The sequence below is a fragment of the Arthrobacter sp. NPDC092385 genome (genome assembly GCF_044755105.1).
Classification (GTDB): Bacteria; Actinomycetota; Actinomycetes; order Actinomycetales; family Micrococcaceae; genus Arthrobacter_D.
The window spans coordinates 40113-57554 of record NZ_JBIVQL010000005.1 but is presented as its reverse complement, the minus strand read 5'-3'; the positions used below and the strand labels follow the sequence as shown (position 1 = coordinate 57554).

General features: G+C 69.5%; 17 protein-coding genes. All 17 read left to right on the top strand.

Annotated features, from left to right (window positions below; all coding sequences use genetic code 11):
• Nucleotides 1-135: 135 nt before the first annotated feature.
• The 17 genes from ftsH to ACIQCY_RS07900 all read left to right on the top strand — a co-directional run bounded on the left by ftsH (nucleotide 136) and on the right by ACIQCY_RS07900 (nucleotide 17374).
• The gene (gene ftsH / locus ACIQCY_RS07980) at nucleotides 136-2193 is read left to right on the top strand and encodes an ATP-dependent zinc metalloprotease FtsH (protein WP_400483367.1); all 2058 of its coding nucleotides are present in this window, start codon (nucleotides 136-138) and stop codon (nucleotides 2191-2193) included.
• A gap of 67 nt (nucleotides 2194-2260) precedes the next feature.
• On the top strand, nucleotides 2261-2878 hold the full coding sequence (gene folE, locus ACIQCY_RS07975) for a GTP cyclohydrolase I FolE (protein ID WP_400483366.1): 618 nt from the start codon (nucleotides 2261-2263) through the stop codon (nucleotides 2876-2878).
• 10 nt (nucleotides 2879-2888) lie between these two features.
• A complete protein-coding gene (gene folP, locus ACIQCY_RS07970) occupies nucleotides 2889-3800 on the top strand; it encodes a dihydropteroate synthase (protein ID WP_400483365.1) in 912 nt (303 codons plus the stop codon).
• Nucleotides 3797-4204 carry a dihydroneopterin aldolase gene (gene folB, locus ACIQCY_RS07965; RefSeq protein WP_400483364.1) on the top strand — a complete coding sequence of 136 codons (408 nt, stop codon included), beginning with the start codon at nucleotides 3797-3799 and terminating at the stop codon, nucleotides 4202-4204. Before folP ends, folB begins: the two co-directional genes overlap by 4 nt.
• Nucleotides 4201-4695, top strand: coding sequence for a 2-amino-4-hydroxy-6-hydroxymethyldihydropteridine diphosphokinase (gene folK, locus ACIQCY_RS07960; RefSeq protein WP_400483363.1), 495 nt, complete (start codon nucleotides 4201-4203; stop codon nucleotides 4693-4695). The genes folB and folK overlap by 4 nt, the downstream gene beginning before the upstream one ends.
• 6 nt (nucleotides 4696-4701) lie before the next feature.
• The gene (locus ACIQCY_RS07955) at nucleotides 4702-5187 is read left to right on the top strand and encodes a DUF3180 domain-containing protein (RefSeq protein ID WP_400483362.1); all 486 of its coding nucleotides are present in this window, start codon (nucleotides 4702-4704) and stop codon (nucleotides 5185-5187) included.
• On the top strand, nucleotides 5180-5695 hold the full coding sequence (locus tag ACIQCY_RS07950; protein WP_400483361.1) for a PH domain-containing protein: 516 nt from the start codon (nucleotides 5180-5182) through the stop codon (nucleotides 5693-5695). The genes ACIQCY_RS07955 and ACIQCY_RS07950 overlap by 8 nt, the downstream gene beginning before the upstream one ends.
• Complete coding sequence (locus ACIQCY_RS07945) at nucleotides 5692-7482, top strand: PH domain-containing protein (RefSeq protein ID WP_400483360.1); 1791 nt, start codon at nucleotides 5692-5694, stop codon at nucleotides 7480-7482. Before ACIQCY_RS07950 ends, ACIQCY_RS07945 begins: the two co-directional genes overlap by 4 nt.
• Nucleotides 7469-8416: a Rossmann-like and DUF2520 domain-containing protein gene (locus ACIQCY_RS07940; protein ID WP_400483359.1), complete on the top strand. Its 948-nt coding sequence runs from the start codon at nucleotides 7469-7471 to the stop codon at nucleotides 8414-8416. Before ACIQCY_RS07945 ends, ACIQCY_RS07940 begins: the two co-directional genes overlap by 14 nt.
• A gap of 188 nt (nucleotides 8417-8604) precedes the next feature.
• Nucleotides 8605-9465, top strand: coding sequence for a pantoate--beta-alanine ligase (gene panC / locus ACIQCY_RS07935; protein WP_400483563.1), 861 nt, complete (start codon nucleotides 8605-8607; stop codon nucleotides 9463-9465).
• Nucleotides 9466-9523: 58 nt separating this feature from the next.
• Nucleotides 9524-11026, top strand: a complete 1503-nt coding sequence (gene lysS, locus ACIQCY_RS07930; RefSeq protein ID WP_400483358.1) for a lysine--tRNA ligase — start codon at nucleotides 9524-9526, stop codon at nucleotides 11024-11026.
• A gap of 38 nt (nucleotides 11027-11064) precedes the next feature.
• Nucleotides 11065-11226 carry a hypothetical protein gene (locus ACIQCY_RS07925; protein ID WP_400483357.1) on the top strand — a complete coding sequence of 54 codons (162 nt, stop codon included), beginning with the start codon at nucleotides 11065-11067 and terminating at the stop codon, nucleotides 11224-11226.
• A gap of 86 nt (nucleotides 11227-11312) precedes the next feature.
• Nucleotides 11313-11642, top strand: coding sequence for an Lsr2 family protein (locus ACIQCY_RS07920; protein WP_400483356.1), 330 nt, complete (start codon nucleotides 11313-11315; stop codon nucleotides 11640-11642).
• A gap of 123 nt (nucleotides 11643-11765) precedes the next feature.
• The gene (locus ACIQCY_RS07915; protein WP_400483355.1) at nucleotides 11766-14273 is read left to right on the top strand and encodes an ATP-dependent Clp protease ATP-binding subunit; all 2508 of its coding nucleotides are present in this window, start codon (nucleotides 11766-11768) and stop codon (nucleotides 14271-14273) included.
• A gap of 186 nt (nucleotides 14274-14459) precedes the next feature.
• Complete coding sequence (locus ACIQCY_RS07910; protein WP_400483354.1) at nucleotides 14460-16484, top strand: prolyl oligopeptidase family serine peptidase; 2025 nt, start codon at nucleotides 14460-14462, stop codon at nucleotides 16482-16484.
• A gap of 80 nt (nucleotides 16485-16564) precedes the next feature.
• Nucleotides 16565-17074: an amino-acid N-acetyltransferase gene (locus ACIQCY_RS07905; protein ID WP_400483353.1), complete on the top strand. Its 510-nt coding sequence runs from the start codon at nucleotides 16565-16567 to the stop codon at nucleotides 17072-17074.
• 123 nt (nucleotides 17075-17197) lie between these two features.
• Nucleotides 17198-17374: a CsbD family protein gene (locus tag ACIQCY_RS07900; protein ID WP_400483352.1), complete on the top strand. Its 177-nt coding sequence runs from the start codon at nucleotides 17198-17200 to the stop codon at nucleotides 17372-17374.
• Nucleotides 17375-17442 lie beyond the last annotated feature (68 nt).

Below are 17442 nucleotides of genomic sequence, written 5' to 3'. Positions count from 1 at the left end.
TATCGGCGTGATCCGCGCGTGGTGAATCGGAGACGGTGTATATGTTGAGGTGCTCACAGGGCACCCGTACAGCAGTGCGCCCGCACATTTTTACTTGCATCAGCAGGAGGGACAGGGCTTGCTGCCCTGAGACGAATGAAATTCAAGAACATCTTCAAGGGGCCCATCTTCTGGATCGTCCTGGCGGTCGTGGCGCTCCTGCTGGTCCTCCCGAGCCTGTTCGGCACCGGCAGCTCCCGCGTCGACACCAACGTCGGCCTGCAGCTCCTCGAAGATGACCAGGTGTCGCAGGCCAAGATCTACGACGGCGAGCAGCGCGTGGACCTCACGCTGCGCGAGGACTACGACGACAAGGGCAAGAGCGTCCAGTTCTTCTACAGCACCGCTCGTGCCGAGGGCGTGGTCGACGCCATCAACGCCTCGGACACGGACGGGTTCACCGACCAGCCGGCCGAGAGCAACTGGCTGCTCAGCCTCGCGGGCCTGATCTTCCCCATCCTGATCCTCGGCGTCATCTTCTGGTTCCTCCTCAGCCGCATGCAGGGCGGCGGCTCGAAGGTCATGCAGTTCGGCAAGTCCAAGGCCAAGCTGATCTCGAAGGACATGCCGCAGGTCACGTTCAACGACGTCGCCGGCGCGGACGAGGCGGTCGAGGAACTGCTCGAGATCAAGGAGTTCCTGCAGGAGCCGGCCAAGTTCCAGGCCCTCGGCGCGAAGATCCCCAAGGGCGTCCTGCTGTACGGCCCTCCCGGTACCGGCAAGACCCTCCTCGCCCGCGCGGTCGCCGGAGAGGCGGGAGTGCCCTTCTACTCGATCTCCGGTTCCGACTTCGTCGAGATGTTCGTGGGCGTCGGCGCCTCCCGTGTCAGGGACCTCTTCGAGCAGGCCAAGAACAACTCGCCGGCCATCATCTTCGTGGACGAGATCGACGCCGTCGGGCGCCACCGCGGAGCCGGCGTCGGCGGCGGCAATGACGAACGCGAGCAGACCCTCAACCAGCTCCTGGTCGAGATGGACGGCTTCGACGCCACCACCAACGTGATCCTCATCGCCGCGACCAACCGTCCCGACGTCCTGGATCCCGCGCTCCTGCGCCCCGGCCGGTTCGATCGCCAGATCGGCGTCGAGGCCCCGGACATGAAGGGCCGCGAGCACATCCTCACGGTGCACTCCAAGGGCAAGCCGATGGCGCCCGGCGTCGACCTCCGGGGCGTGGCCAAGAAGACCCCGGGATTCACCGGTGCGGATCTCGCCAACGTCCTGAACGAGGCCGCACTCCTCACGGCCCGTTCGAACGCGCAGCTCATCGACGACCGCGCCCTGGACGAGGCGATCGACCGCGTCATCGCCGGTCCGCAGAAGCGCAGCCGCGTGATGAAGGAACTCGAGCGCAAGATCACGGCGTACCACGAGGGCGGACACGCCCTGGTGGCTGCGGCGCTGCGGAACACGGACCCGGTGACCAAGGTGACCATCCTGCCGCGCGGACGTGCCCTGGGATACACCATGGTCATGCCGACCGACGACAAGTACTCCGTGACCCGCAACGAATTGCTCGACCAGCTCGCCTACGCGATGGGCGGCCGGGTCGCCGAGGAGATCGTGTTCCACGATCCGTCGACCGGTGCCTCGAACGACATCGAGAAGGCCACCGGGACCGCACGCAAGATGGTCACGCAGTACGGGATGAGCGAGCGCATCGGCGCCGTGAAGCTCGGACAGGGCGCCGGCGAGCCGTTCCTCGGCCGCGACATGGGCAGCGACCGCGACTACTCCGACCAGATCGCCCTCGTCGTCGACGAGGAAGTACGCCGCCTGATCGACAACGCGCACGACGAGGCGTACCAGATCCTCACCGAGAACCGCGACGTCCTCGACCGCCTCGCCCTCGAACTCCTCGAGCGCGAGACCCTCAACCAGGCCGAGATCGCCGAAGTGTTCCACAACGTGCGCAAGCGCGATCTGCGTGAGGTGTGGCTGTCCAAGCAGACCCGCCCCGTGCACTCGCTGCCGCCGGTGACGTCCCGCAAGGAACGCGCGGAGGCACTCGAGGGCGGCCGGCCGGCACCCGAGACCGTCGCTCCGCAGGACCAGATCGCCGACGCCGACATCCCCGGCGGGTTCGACGTCCAGGGCTCCGATCTCCCGTCCCCCGAATCCGGCGACCGCCCCGGGGAGAGCCGGGACAGCTAGTCCGCAGCGATACGCCGCCGGCCATGGGGCCGGAGGCGAGCAGTGCCCTACGAGGGGGAGATGACACATGACGGATTTCGACGACGAAGTGGTGGACGCCGCGCTGGTGGCGACAGGATCGCCGGTGGACCAGCCGCGTATCCAGCGCGCGGTCCGGGAGATCCTGGCGGCCATCGGGGAGGATCCCGACCGCGACGGCCTGCTCGACACCCCGAAGCGCGTGGCCAAGGCGTACGCGGAGATGTTTGCCGGGCTCCACCAGGACGCCGAGGACGTCCTCTCGACCTCCTTCGACCTGAACCACCAGGAGCTGGTGCTGGTGAAGGACATCCCGTTCTACTCGACCTGCGAGCACCACCTGGTGCCGTTCCACGGCACGGCGCACATCGGCTACATCCCCTCGAGCGATGGACGGGTGACCGGCCTCAGCAAACTGGCCCGGCTCGTGGAGGTCTATGCGCGACGCCCCCAGGTCCAGGAGCGGCTGACCACCCAGATCGTCGATGCGATGATGGAACACCTCAAGCCCAAGGGCGCTATCGTCGTCATCGAGTGCGAACACATGTGCATGTCGATGCGCGGGGTGCGGAAGCCCGGCGCGAAGACCGTCACGTCCGCCGTGCGCGGCCAGATCCGCGAGACGGCGACGCGCGCCGAGGCCATGAGCCTCATACTCGGAAAGTAGGACCTACCCCATGGACTCTCTCGCCGCAGCGCCCGGAACCGGACCGGCGACCTCGCCGTTGCCCGTCATCCGGCCCGTCCGCGCAGCCAGGACGGTCCGGGACCTGCCCGCGGACCGCGCCGTCGTCATGGGAATCCTCAACGTCACACCTGATTCCTTCAGCGACGGCGGCAAGTACGCCTCCACGGACGACGCGATCAGCCACGGTCTGCGGATGCACTACGGCGGTGCAGACGTCATCGACGTCGGTGGCGAGTCCACGCGCCCGAACGCCCGCCAGGTGCCGGTCGAGGAGGAACTCGGGCGCGTGCTCCCCGTGGTCCGGGCACTCGTGAAGGCGGGAGCCCTCGTGAGCATCGACACCATGCACGCCGAGACGGCGCGGCAGGCGCTCGACGCCGGAGCGGCGATCGTCAACGACATCTCGGGGAGCGAGTACGATCCCGCGATGCCGGCGCTGATCGCCGAGCGCGGAGTCCCGTACGTCCTGACGCACCGCAGGGGCACCGCGGCGACCATGGACGGCCTGGCCGACTACGGCGACGTGGTCGCCGAGGTGACGGCGGAACTCGTCGAACTGCGGGACCGCTTCGTCGCCGCCGGAGTCGCCGCCGAGCAGATCATCCTCGATCCGGGGCTGGGTTTCGCGAAGACCGACGCGCACAACTGGACGATCCTGAGGAACCTCGACGCCTTTATCGGGCTGGGGCACCGCGTGCTCGTCGGCGCGTCCCGCAAGCGGTTCCTGGGGACGCTGCTCACCTCGGCCGGGAAGGCCGCCGCGCCCGTCGAGCGCGACTCCGCATCGCTCGCCGTCGCGACCCTGGCTGCTGCCGCCGGCGTCTGGTCCGTCCGGGTCCACGATCCTGCCGCGACCCTCGACGCCGTCAAGGTGGCTGCTGCCGCCGGTTCCCGACCGTGACCGGCACGCCGACCCCCGGCCGCCCGGGCTCGCCCTCGGGGGTCCTCGACGCCGTGGTCCTGAAGGGCATCACCGCGAAGGGATACCACGGCGTCTTCGACCACGAGCGCCGGGACGGGCAGCCCTTCGTCGTGGACCTGGTGCTCCACCTCGACCTGCAGCCGGCCGGCACCAGCGACGACCTGGCACGGACGGCGCACTACGGTGAACTCGCCGAACTGGTCCACGGCATCATCGGAGGCGACCCCTTCGACCTCATCGAAGCCCTCGCGGAGACCCTTGCGGCGGCGGTCCTCGAAGCCTTCCCGGTCCAGGCGGTCGACGTCACCGTGCACAAGCCGAAGGCGCCCATCGAGGTGCCGTTCGGCGACGTCGCCGTGACCCTCCGGCGGAGCCGGCCGTGAGCAGCACCGTGCGGTCGGTGCTCGCCCTCGGCAGCAACCTCGGGGCCAGCAACGACACGCTCGTACTGGCTGTCGCTGACCTCGTGGAGCCCGGGAACGTCCGGCTGCACGCGGTCTCCCCCGTGGTGCGGACCAAGCCCGTGGGGGGTCCGGACCAGCCCGACTACCTCAACATGGTGATCGAGGTGGAGACGGACCTCGGCCCGTACGAACTCCTCGCGCACTGCCAGGCGGTGGAGGACAGGCACCACCGCAAGCGCACGGTCCGCTGGGGTCCCAGGACCCTCGACGTCGACATCATCACGTACGGCTCCTGGACGTCGCACGATCCGGCCCTGACCATCCCGCACCCCCGCGCGGCCTCGCGCGCCTTCGTCCTGCAGCCCTGGGCCTGGATGGATTCGGGTGCGCAGCTCGACGGCCGGCCCGTGATCGAACTGGCTGCGGAAGCCGGGGACCTTGCGGGCCTGGTGCCCTTCGAGGGAGTCTAGGACGCTGTGAGTACCCTTCGGTTCAGCTGGCTGGCCCTGGTGGGAGTGATGGCCGGACTCGCCGGCTGGCTGGCCAACTGGCTCGCGACCCGGAACGGCTTCGGAACGCCGACCCTGCCCCTGACATCGCTCGTCACGACCGCGGCGATCATCGGCATCACCCTCGTGTTCGGCCGCCGCGTACTCCGGTGGCGCAACGGCAAGCGCGACCGTCCGCTCGATCCGATCCTCGCGACCCGCACCCTCGTCCTCGCGCAGGCCTGCGCGTATGCGGGCGCCCTGAGCCTCGGCTGGCACGCCGGTATTTTCGTCGACCAGCTGACGCTCCTCTCGGTCCGCTCCACCACGGCACTCCTGTGGGGATCCGTGGCGCTCATGGTGGGCGGGATCGTGATGATCATGGTGGGATTGGTCGTGGAGAACTTCTGCAGGCTTCCGCCCGACGACGACGGCACGGGAGCCCCGGGCCACAGCGAGGGGGAATATGCGTAGGGAACCGATCGACCCGTCCGGGCTCGAGTGGTCGAGGGTGTCGCCGAAGTACCTGCGCGTCAGGCTCCTCGGCTGGCTCATCGGCGCGCTGGTCTGGCTGGTTCTCGCGAGCATCCCCCTGGTGCTGCGCCTGACCGGCGTCTGGGCGGCCTTCCCACCCTCCTGGATCGCGTGGGGACTGCCCGCCGTCGTGCTCGTCATCGCCGCCTGGCGCGGCCTGCTGCTCCCCCGCCAGGTGGCGGCCATCGGCTACGCCGAGCGCGACGACGATCTCCTCATCCGCCAGGGCGTGTTCTTCCAGCGCACCATGGTGGTGCCCTACGGCCGCATGCAGTACGTCGACGTGGCCGTCGGGCCCATCGAGCGCGCCTTCGGGATCTGCACCCTCAAGCTCCACACCGCGTCCCCCGCCACGAACGCCTTCCTCCCCGGACTGCCGACCGAGGAGGGCACGAGGCTGCGCGAGCACCTGTCCGCGCGGGGAGAAGCCAGGCTGGCCGGGCTGTGACCGTGCCGGGATCATCCGACGATGCGCCGGCCCCGGTCGCGAGCGGCCCGGGGGATGGTGTTCCGGGCACCGACACATGGCAGCGCGTCCATTTCATCTCCCCGCTCGTGCGCGGCTGGATAGCCCTCGTCGCCATCCTCTACTTCGTGGGCAGGGACTGGTTCGAGGGCCTCTTCGACGCCGGGACGCGGAAAGGGAGCCCTCTCCCCGAGGGACTCGGGCTCCTGGTCGCGGGCGGGATCGTGCTCGGCGTCGTGGTGGTCATCGCGGCGGCCTTCTTCGTCTCCTGGTACTTCACGCGTTACCAGGTGACGGCCGACCACGTGCGGGTCCACTCCGGCGTCGTCTTCCGGCAGCAGCGGCAGGCGAGGCTGGACAGGGTCCAGGCCATCGACATCGTCCAGCCGTTCCTCGCCCGGATCTTCGGGCTCGCGGAGCTCAAGTTCGAGGTGGCCGACGCGGGGGAGTCCGCCGTCCGGCTCGCATTCCTGAAACTCGACGACGCCCGGAAGCTGCGCGCCACGATCCTCGCCCGTGCCGCAGGCCTGGAGACCGACCCGCAACATCCCGAGCAGATCGTCGAAGCGCCCGAGCGTGAAGTGGTGGCGATCCCGCCGCGCCGCGTCATCGGTGCTGCGGTCCTGTCCGGCTCGACCCTCTCCCTCGTGGTGGCGGCCGCCGTCGTCACCACCCTCGGCGTCGTCTTCGAGACACCGATCGTCGCGACGTCGTTCATCCCGATCCTCATCGGCGTGGTCGGCGCCTACTGGTCGGCGCTCAACACGGGCTACAACTTCCGTGCCGCCACCTCGCCCGACGGCATCCGCATGCGGTACGGCCTGCTCGACACGCGGTCGCAGACCGTGCCACCGGGGCGCGTGCAGGCACTGGGCATCACGCAGTCGCCGCTGTGGCGCCTCAAGGGCTGGTACCGCGTCACCGTGAACGTGGCGGGCTACGGCGCCGCCGCCTCGAGCGAGGGGCAGGCCCGCGCGACGCTCCTGCCGGTCGGTACGCGCGACGAGGTGCTGCAGATCCTGGCCCTCGTGCTCCCGGATCCGGGGACGCCGCGCCCCGTCGAGGTCTTCTCCGCCGGCATGGCGGGGCGCGACGGCGGCGAGGGCTTCACCACCACGCCGCGCCGCGCCCGGCTGCTCGCGCCGTTCGCCTGGCGCCGGAACGGTTTCGCGGTCACGCGGACGGCACTGCTCATCCGCTCCGGCGTGCTGTGGCGGCGGCTCGTGGTCGTGCCGCACGAGCGGACCCAGTCGCTCTCCATCCACCAGGGGCCGATCGACCGCCGCTTCCAGGTGTCCGACCTGCAGTTCCAGACGACGCCGGGCCCGGTCACCCCCCGCGTGCTCCAGGTCGATTCCGCGACCGCCTGGGAGCTCTTCCACGGGCAGGCGGTGCGCGCTGCGGAGGCGCGGCGCCGCAGCGGCCCGGAGCAGTGGATGAGGCCCATCCCGCGCACGGACCCACCCTCGGCACCGGACGCGGGCGCCGCCGACGTCCCCGAACCGGTGCCGGACTCGCAGCCCGACGCGCAGGACGGGACCACCGTGCCGGCCCCGCCCGGTGCGTCGGTCGAGCCCGGTGCGTCCGCCCGGCAGCCCGACGGTACGTCGGACCAGCCCGACGGTACGTCGGTCGAGCCCGGTGCGTCGGTCGAGCCCGGACCGGAGGTGGGCGAGGGCGCCCGCGAGGTCATGCCCGATCTTCCGCGTTACGTCCCGGCGGCCACCGGGGCTCCCGATGTGCAGGAGGCCGTCGATGGCCGGCGCTGACGCATCCCGCCGCCCGGGACGGCTCGGTGTCGGGATCGTGGGAGCCGGCAGGGTCGGCTCGGTCCTGGGAGCCGCGCTGAGATCCGCGGGCCACGCCGTCGTCGGTGTCTCCGCCGTGTCCGAGGCGAGCCGTGAACGCGCCGAGAGCCTCCTGCCCGGAGTGCCGGTGCTCGAGGTCCCGGACATCGTCGAGCGGGCCGAACTGGTGTTGCTCGCCGTGCCCGACGACGCCCTGCCGGAGCTGGTCGAGGGGCTGGCACGGCTGGACGCCTGGCAGGCGGGGCAGCTCGTGGTGCACACGTCGGGGCGGTACGGCACCTCCGTGCTGGCGCCTGCCCGGGCGGCTGGCGCCATCCCCCTGGCGATCCACCCCGCCATGACGTTCACCGGGATGAGCCTCGACCTCGGCCGCCTGCCGGACAGCATGTTCGGCATCACGGCGGCCTCGGCCGTGCTCCCGATCGCCCAGGCGCTCGTGGTGGAGATGGGAGCGGAGCCCGTGGTCATCGAGGAGGAGTCGCGGGCGCTGTACCACGCGGCCCTCGCGCATGCCTCGAACCACCTCGTCACGATCGCAGCCCAGTCCGCGCAGCTCCTTGCCGACCTCGGCGTCCAGCACCCCGATCGCATGCTCGGGCCGCTCATGAAGGCATCCCTCGAGAACGCCCTGTCCTCCGGTGAGGGGGCCCTGACGGGACCGGTCGCCCGCGGGGACGCCGGAACGGTTCGTGCCCACCGCGCGGCCCTCGAAGCGCACGACGCCCCCGATACCCGCCAGGCCTACCTCGGCATGGCGCGTGCCACGGCCCTTCGCGCACTCGAGCGGGGGCTGCTCTCGCCCGGCCAGGGCGAGGCCATCCTCGCTGCGCTCGCCGACCTCCCCGGCGCGGGCGGGCCGGTCCCGCCGCATGGGGCCTCCGGCCCGCCCTCCTGACTCCTCCGACAACTGGTGGCCCCGCGCCGCCGGCGTGCCCGTTCCACTCCCCGAAGGACCCCATCGTGACCCCGACCCCGACCCCGACCCCGACCCCGACCCCCACCCCGACCCCCACCGGGCCACGCGTCCCGGCCGCTCCGCTCCTCGTCACCACACCCGCCGAGCTCCGTGCGGCCACCACGGCCCTGCTGGACAGGGCCCGCTCCCGCAGGGCCGGAGGCGCCGGGCAGCCCTCGCTCGGCCTCGTGCCCACCATGGGGGGCCTCCACGCCGGACACGCGGAGCTGGCCCGCGTCGCGCGGAACGGCAACGACGTCGTCGTCGTGTCCATCTTCGTGAACCCCCTGCAGTTCGGCGACCAGGGGGATCTCGACCGCTACCCGCGGACGCTCGACGAGGATCTCCGGCTCCTGGGCGGGTGCGGCGTCGACGTCGTGTTCGCCCCGTCGGTGGAGGACATGTACCCGGGCGGGGAGCCGCTGGTCCGCGTGGGTGCCGGACGGATGGGCGAGGTGCTCGAGGGTGCGTCCCGGCCCGGGCACTTCGACGGCATGCTCACGGTCGTCGCCAAGCTCCTGAACCTCGGACTGCCGGGCACCGCAGCGCACTACCGCGCGTACTTCGGCGAGAAGGACGCGCAGCAGCTGGCGCTCATCCGCCGGATGGTGCTCGATCTCAATGTTCCGGTCCGCATCGAGGGCGTGCCGATCGTGCGCGACGCCGACGGCCTCGCCCTCTCGAGCCGCAACCGCTTCCTCGGCGCGGACGAGCGCCGCGCGGCGCTGGTCCTGTCGCGGGTGCTGCGCACGCTGCGCGAGCGGGCCCTCGACGGACGGCCGCTCGACCTGGCCGCGGCCCGTGCCGAGATCGCCGGCGAGGACGGCGTGGAGCTCGACTACCTCGAGGTGGTGGACCCGTCCTCGTTCACTCCGCCCGCCCCGGCCCACGAGGGCCGTACCGGTGCCGATCCCGTGCTCGCCGTGGTCGCGGCACGCGTGGGCACCGTGCGGCTCATCGATAACACCTTCCTGCCGGGTGTGGCCTGACGCACACCGCCCGCCCCTGACGCGGCGCGTCCGGCGTGGAGCCGTAAACTTGTCTTCCGTGACCCACGACGACACCCTCCCCGCGGACGACCTCAACGAGCAGATGCGCTTCCGGCTGCAGAAGCGATCGGCACTGCTCGACGCCGGGATGGAGCCCTACCCGGTCAAGCCGGAGCGGACCCACTCGCTCGCCGAGGTGCGGGAGCAGTTCGCCGGCCTCGAGGCGGGGGAGTCGAGCGGACAGCAGGTCGCCGTCGTCGGACGCGTCGTGTTCATCCGCAACTCCGGGAAGCTGTGCTTCGCCACTCTGCAGGAGGGCGACGGCACCAGGCTCCAGGTCATGCTCAGCCTCGCCGAGATCGGCGCCGACAGCCTCGCCGAGTGGAAGTCGCTCGTGGACCTCGGCGACCACGTGCAGGTGCACGGCGAGGCCATCAGCTCCCGCCGCGGCGAGCTGTCGGTGATGGCCGATTCCTGGGCCATGGCGTCCAAGGCGCTGCGCCCGCTTCCCACCCTGCACGCGGGCGTGAACGAGGAGACCCGCGTCCGCCAGCGCTATGTCGACCTGATGGTGCGCGAGGAAGCCCGCCAAATGGTCAGGACGCGCGCCGCCATCACCCGCACCATCCGCGAGACCCTCAACCGGCACGACTACATCGAGGTGGAAACGCCCATCCTCCAGCTCGTCCACGGCGGAGCGACGGCCCGGCCCTTCGAGACGCACCTCAATGCGTTCGACCAGAAGATGACGCTCCGAATCGCCCTCGAGCTCTACCTGAAGCGTGCCGTCGTCGGCGGGATCGACCGCGTCTACGAGATCGGCCGCATCTTCCGCAACGAGGGCGTGGATTCGACCCACAGCCCCGAGTTCACCATGCTCGAGTGCTACGAGGCCTACGCCGACCAGTTCGTGATGGCCGACCGCATGAAGGAGATGATCCTCGCCTGCGCCGACCTGCTGGGGTCGCGCACCATCGAGACCGCGAAGGGCACCATCGACCTCGACGGCGACTGGGAGTGGCTCGGCGTCTACCCCGGGTTGTCCACCGCGGTGGGCCAGGAGGTGACGCCGGAGACCGGCCTCGAGGAACTGCGGTCCATCGCCGAACGGCACGAGGTCCCCCTGAACCCGGCCTGGGGTGCGGAGAAGGTGGTGCTCGAGCTGTTCTCGGAGATCGTCGAGCCCACGCTCCTCCAGCCGACCTTCGTCTACGACTACCCGCCCTCGGCCCAGCCTCTCGCCCGCCCGCACCGCGAGGATCCGCGGCTCATCGAGGCGTGGGACCTCATCATCGGCGGCATGGAGCGCGGTACGGCCTTCTCCGAACTCATCGATCCCGTCATCCAGCGCGAGCGGCTGACGGAGCAGTCACGCCAGGCCGCCGCCGGTGACGACGAAGCCATGCAGCTCGACGAGGACTTCCTGCGGGCGCTGGAATACGGTGCACCCCCGATGGGAGGGATCGGTCTCGGGATCGACCGCCTGGTGATGCTTTTCACGAACGTCGGAATTCGGGAGTCGATCCTCTTCCCCATTCTCAAGCCCGAGGCAGGGCAGTAGCCGTGGAATATGTGGCCGTACTCCTACCGTCAGCCTGCTTGGCAGTTCTTTTCTACTTTGTGATCAAGGCCATATTCAACGTCGACCGCTCCGAGCGGGAGGCCATGGCCCGCGCGGAGGAATTGCAGGACGCCGAGGAAGCCCGTAAGCGCGAATTCCCGGGCGAAAAGAATGGCAGTCAGGAAATCGATCCCGGTTAGAAATGCTTGTTCTTTGACCTTGATTCAATAGTGGCCCATACTCATTCGAGGGGACGTCGATATCGAGGAACTAATAGGAGAGCATTGTGGCGCAGAAGGTAAAGATCATTCTCATCGATGACATCGACGGCGGTGACGCCGACGAAACCGTCCGTTTCGGGCTCGATGGCGTCCAGTACGAGATCGACCTCTCCGAGACGCACGCCTCGGAATTGCGCTCGGCCCTCGCCGAGTACGTGGGGGCCGCCCGTCGCAGCAACTCCTCGAAGCAGCAGCGCTCGGCCGCACCGGCCCCGTCGCGCAACCAGGAGGCGGCCCAGATCCGCGAGTGGGCCAAGGAGAACGGCTACAACGTCTCCTCCCGCGGCCGCGTCAACAGCGAGATCGTCGAGGCATACCGCGCCGCGCAGCGCTGACCACCCCTACTCGACGCCGGAGCGGAAGCCCTCCGGCGTTATCTCGCCTGTGGCGAACACGGACCCAAAGCACACCCCGTGCCCGTAGCATCGAATTACGCGTTAGCTAGGAGTGTGTGTCTCATGTTTGAGAGATTTACAGATCGTGCCCGTCGAGTTGTTGTGCTGGCCCAGGAAGAGGCCCGCATGCTCAACCACAATTACATCGGCACCGAGCACATCCTGCTTGGCCTGATCCACGAGGGCGAGGGTGTTGCCGCCAAGGCCCTGGAGTCACTCAGCATCTCGCTGGGTGCTGTGAGGGAACAGGTTCAGGAGATCATCGGGCAGGGCCAGCAGGCTCCGTCCGGTCATATCCCGTTCACACCCCGGGCCAAGAAGGTACTGGAGCTCTCCCTGCGGGAAGCCCTCCAGCTCGGCCACAACTACATCGGTACCGAGCACATCCTGCTCGGTCTCATCCGCGAGGGTGAGGGCGTCGCCGCGCAGGTACTCGTGAAGCTCGGCGCCGACCTCAACCGTGTCCGCCAGCAGGTCATCCAGCTGCTGTCCGGATACCAGGGCAAGGAGCCGGCGGCTGCCGGCGGCCCGCAGCAGGAGGGGACTCCTGCCGGCTCGGTGGTGCTGGACCAGTTCGGCCGCAACCTGACGCAGGCCGCGCGCGAGTCCAAGCTCGATCCCGTCATCGGGCGCGAGCAGGAGATGGAACGCGTCATGCAGGTCCTCTCCCGCCGGACCAAGAACAACCCCGTCCTGATCGGTGAGCCCGGTGTCGGCAAGACCGCCGTCGTCGAGGGCCTCGCCCAGGCGATCGTGCGTGGCGACGTCCCGGAGACCATCAAGGACAAGCAGCTGTACACGCTCGACCTCGGCTCCCTCGTGGCCGGTTCGCGTTACCGCGGTGACTTCGAGGAGCGACTGAAGAAGGTCCTCAAGGAGATCCGCACCCGCGGCGACATCATCCTGTTCATCGATGAGATCCACACCCTCGTCGGCGCAGGTGCCGCGGAGGGTGCCATCGACGCCGCATCGATCCTGAAGCCCATGCTCGCGCGTGGTGAACTCCAGACCATCGGTGCGACCACCCTTGACGAGTACCGCAAGCACATCGAGAAGGATGCGGCCCTCGAGCGCCGTTTCCAGCCGATCCAGGTCGCCGAGCCCTCCGTGGCGCACGCGATCGAGATCCTCAAGGGCCTGCGGGACCGTTACGAGGCGCACCACCGCGTCTCGATCACCGACGGCGCGCTCGCCTCGGCCGCCACGCTCTCCGAGCGCTACATCTCGGACCGCTTCCTCCCCGACAAGGCGATCGACCTCATCGACGAGGCGGGAGCGCGACTGCGCATCCGCCGGATGACGGCCCCGCCGGAACTCAAGGAGATCGACGAGCGCATCGCGGACGTCAAGCGCGAGAAGGAGTCGGCCATCGACTCCCAGGACTTCGAGGGTGCTGCCTCGCTCCGCGACAAGGAGCAGAAGCTCCACGACGAGCGCTCCGACAAGGAGCGCAGGTGGAAGTCCGGCGGGCTGGACGACATCGCCGAGGTGGATGAGGAACTCATCGCCGAGGTGCTCGCCAACTCCACCGGTATCCCCGTGTTCAAGCTGACCGAGGCCGAGTCCTCGCGGCTGCTCAACATGGAGGCGGAGCTGCACAAGCGCGTCATCGGGCAGAACGAGGCGATCAAGTCCATCTCGCAGGCCATCCGCCGTACGCGTGCCGGCCTCAAGGACCCGAAACGTCCCGGCGGTTCCTTCATCTTCGCCGGCCCCACGGGTGTCGGCAAGACGGAGCTCGCCAAGGCACTCGCGGAGTTCCTGTTCGGTGAAGAGGACGCCCTCATCACGCTCGACATGTCCGAGTACTCGGAGAAGCACACCGTCTCACGGCTCTTCGGTGCCCCTCCGGGGTACGTGGGCTACGAGGAGGGCGGCCAGCTCACCGAGAAGGTCCGCCGCAAGCCGTTCTCCGTGGTGCTGTTCGACGAGGTGGAGAAGGCACACGCCGATCTCTTCAACTCGCTCCTGCAGATCCTCGAGGACGGCCGCCTGACGGACAGCCAGGGCCGCATGGTGGACTTCAAGAACACGGTGATCATCATGACCACCAACCTCGGTACCCGCGATATCTCGAAGGGTGTCATGACGGGCTTCCAGTCCGGTTCCGACACCACCACGAGCTACAACCGGATGAAGGCCAAGGTGCAGGAGGAGCTCAAGCAGCACTTCCGCCCCGAGTTCCTCAACCGCGTGGACGACACCGTGGTGTTCCCGCAGCTCACCCAGGACGAGATCGTCCAGATCGTGGACCTGTTCCTCGAGCGCCTGAGCCGCCGGATGGCGGACAAGGGCATGACGATCGAGCTCACTCCCGCGGCCAAGGTGCTCCTGGCTACCCGCGGCTACGATCCCGCGATGGGTGCGCGGCCCCTGCGCCGCACCATCCAGCGCGAGATCGAGGACCAGCTCTCGGAGAAGATCCTCTTCGGCGACATCAAGTCGGGCGAGCGGATCGACATCGACGTTGAGGGTGAGGGCGCGGAAGCCTACTTCACCTTCGTCGGGCACGGCGCCCCCAAGGAGATCGAGGATTCGCCGGCTGCGCTCGAGGCGACCGTCTTGGAGTAGTACCTGCGGATGCGATATCCGGAACCCGCCCTGGTCACCAGGGCGGGTTCCGCTGTTTAACAGCGATCGTGCGGTGTGTTCGGGCGGTGTGATCGTGCTCGGCGTGGATTGAGTGCCCGCAGCAACGAGATTCTCCCCTGAGTGAACTCCTGTGAGCCCGGCCACAGGCGGTGATAGAGATGATCCATGACCACTCCCTTCTCGTCGCTCGACGACTTCGTCGCACTGCCCCGCCTGAGCGGGCTCGCCCTCAATCGCCAGGGCACGCGCCTCGTCACGTCCGTCGCTACTCCGAACCCCAAGAAGACGGCGTACCAGACAGCCCTCTGGGAGCTGGACCCCACGGGAGGAGGGCCTGCGCGCCGGCTGACGCGCAGCTCCGCCGGTGAGTCCGGAGCCGCCTTCCTGTCGAGCGGCGACCTCCTCTTCACGTCAGCGCGTCCCGACCCGGACGACGCCGAGGGCGAGAAGCGTGCGGCGCTGTGGCGGCTCCCGGCGACCGGCGGGGAGGCTTCGCTGCTGCTGACGCGCGAGGGCGCCGTGGCCGGGGTGTCGACGGCGGCTGCGGCGGACGTCGTCGTCGTGACGGGGAACGCGCTCGCCGGCTCCGCGAACGAGGAGGACGACGCCGAGCGCCGCAAGGCGCGCAAGGAGGCCGGCGTCGCCGCCGTCCTGCACTCGGGCTATCCCGTCCGCTACTGGGACGCGGACCTCGGTCCGGACGAGCCGCGGTATTTCGGGCTGCAGGACCTCGGGGACGACGCCGGGCCATCGCTGGACGACCTGATCCCATCGGCGGAGGGAGGCCTCCGGGATGCCCATCCCGTGCTGGCTCCCGACGGATCAGTGCTCTTCTCCTCCCTGACCGTCCCCGAGGAGCGCGGTTCCCAGCGCTCCCTGCTCGTCCGCGTGGACGTGGCGACGAAGGAACTCACCGTCCTGCTCGACGACCGGGAGAACGACTACTCGCCCGGACCCGTCAGCCCCGACGGCCGCTATCTCGTGGTGGTCCGGGATCGGCGCACCACAGCCGAACTCGCGCCGCACACCAGCCTGCTGCTGCTTCCCCTGGACGGCGGCGAGCCGGTGCCCCTGGCTGCCGAGTGGGACCGCTGGCCCGCCCCCGCCGCCTGGCTGCCCGACAGCTCCGCCCTCGTGGTCACCGCCGATGACGACGGCGCCGCCCCGGTCTTCGTGATCGACGTCGCGACGGGTTCGGTGCGACGCGTGACACAGGACGCGGCGGCGTATTCCGACGTCCAGGTGTCCCCGGACGGCACGACGGCCTATGCGCTCCGCAGCTCGTACCTCTTCCCTGCGGAGGTCGTCCGTATCGACCTCGCCTCCGGTGAGGCCGAGCGCCTGCCCAACCCGGCGGAGCGCCCCGAGCTGCCCGGTACGCTCGAGCGCATCGAATCCGTCGGCGAGGACGGGCAGCCCGTGAAGTCGTGGCTCGTGCTTCCCGGGGGTGCCTCCGCCGAGGCCCCCGTCCCCGCCCTGCTGTGGATCCACGGCGGCCCCATCGGATCCTGGAACGCCTGGACCTGGCGCTGGTCCCCCTGGGTCCTGGCCGCTCGCGGGTACGCTGTCCTGCTGCCCGACCCCGCGCTGTCCACGGGCTACGGCCAGCACATGGTGGATCGTGGGTGGGGCCGGTGGGGCGAGGCCCCCTACACGGACCTCATGGCCGCGACGGACAGCCTCGTGGCCCGCGACGACATCGACGGGGACCGCGTGGCCGCGATGGGAGGCAGCTTCGGCGGCTACATGGCGAACTGGATCGCCGGCCACACGGACCGCTTCACCGCGATCGTGACGCATGCGAGCCTGTGGGCGCTGGACCAGTTAGGCCCCACGACCGATGCCGCCTTCTACTGGGAGCGGGAGATGACGCCCGAAGCCCGGGAGGAGAACTCCCCGCACCACCACGTGGAGAAGATCAGCACGCCGATGCTCGTCATCCACGGGGACAAGGACTACCGGGTCCCGATCGGGGAGGGCCTGCGGCTCTGGTACGAGCTGCTGTCGAAGTCGCAGCTGCCGGCGGACGCGGACGGCCGGACACCACACCGGTTCCTCTACTTCCCCGACGAGAACCACTGGATCCTCAAGCCCCAGCACGCCCGGATCTGGTACGGCGTGGTCGAGGCGTTCCTTGCCTCGCACGTCCTGGGCGAGGAGCGCGAACTGCCCCCCGAGCTCGGCCTGTAGGTTCCGCGTGGTGGCAGCAGGGCCGGCCGGGGCCCATCGGCCGGCCCTGCTGCAGGGCGGGGCTCAGTAGAGTGGGGTGAATGACCGCGTCCTTCACCATCCGCCCCGCCCGCACCGCGGACGTCCCCGCCATCAAGGCGCTCGTCGAGCCGCTCGCCGAGGAGCGCATCCTGATGGCGAAGGAGACCGTCGCCTACTACGAGGGACTGCCCGAATTCCGCATCGCGGAGTCCGACGACGGTGAGGTGCTCGGGTGCGGGGCGCTGCACATCATGTGGGAGGACCTCGCCGAGGTGCGCACCCTGGCGACGTCGGCCGCCGCCCGCGGGCGGGGCGTGGGACACGCCCTCGTCGAGGAACTCCTGCAGGAGGCCCGCGGCTTCGGGGTGAGCCGGGTGTTCTGCCTGACCTTCGAGGTGGAGTTCTTCCGGCGCCACGGCTTCGAGGTCATGGCCGACCAGTCCGCCGTCGACCCCCAGATCTACTCCGAGCTCCTGCGGTCGCATGACGAGGGCGTCGCCGAGTTCCTCGACCTCGCTCGCGTCAAGCCCAACACCCTCGGCAACACCCGCATGATCCGGCAGCTGTAAGGGCGGTCGGCTGGCGTTCTGCCGACCGACGAGGATAAGGTAAGAGTGCTTAGCATTTCCTCGGGGATGCTGGCAGGCCACCGGAACCGGCGGCTGTACACCGAACTGAAGGAGGTCCGAATCATGGGACTGGATGACAAGATCGGGAACAAGGGCGAAGGCCTGGGCGGCAAGGTCAAGGAAGGCCTCGGCAAGGCCACCGGGAACGAGAACCTGGAGGCCGAGGGCCACAAGGACCAGGCGACGTCGAGCCTCAAGGATGCCGGCGAGAACGTCAAGGACGCCTTCAAGCGCGACTGATACGGCACAGGCCGACCCGCGCAGCGGGCGGCATGGCCACCTGAGGGAGGGCGCCCGGTTTCGGGCCC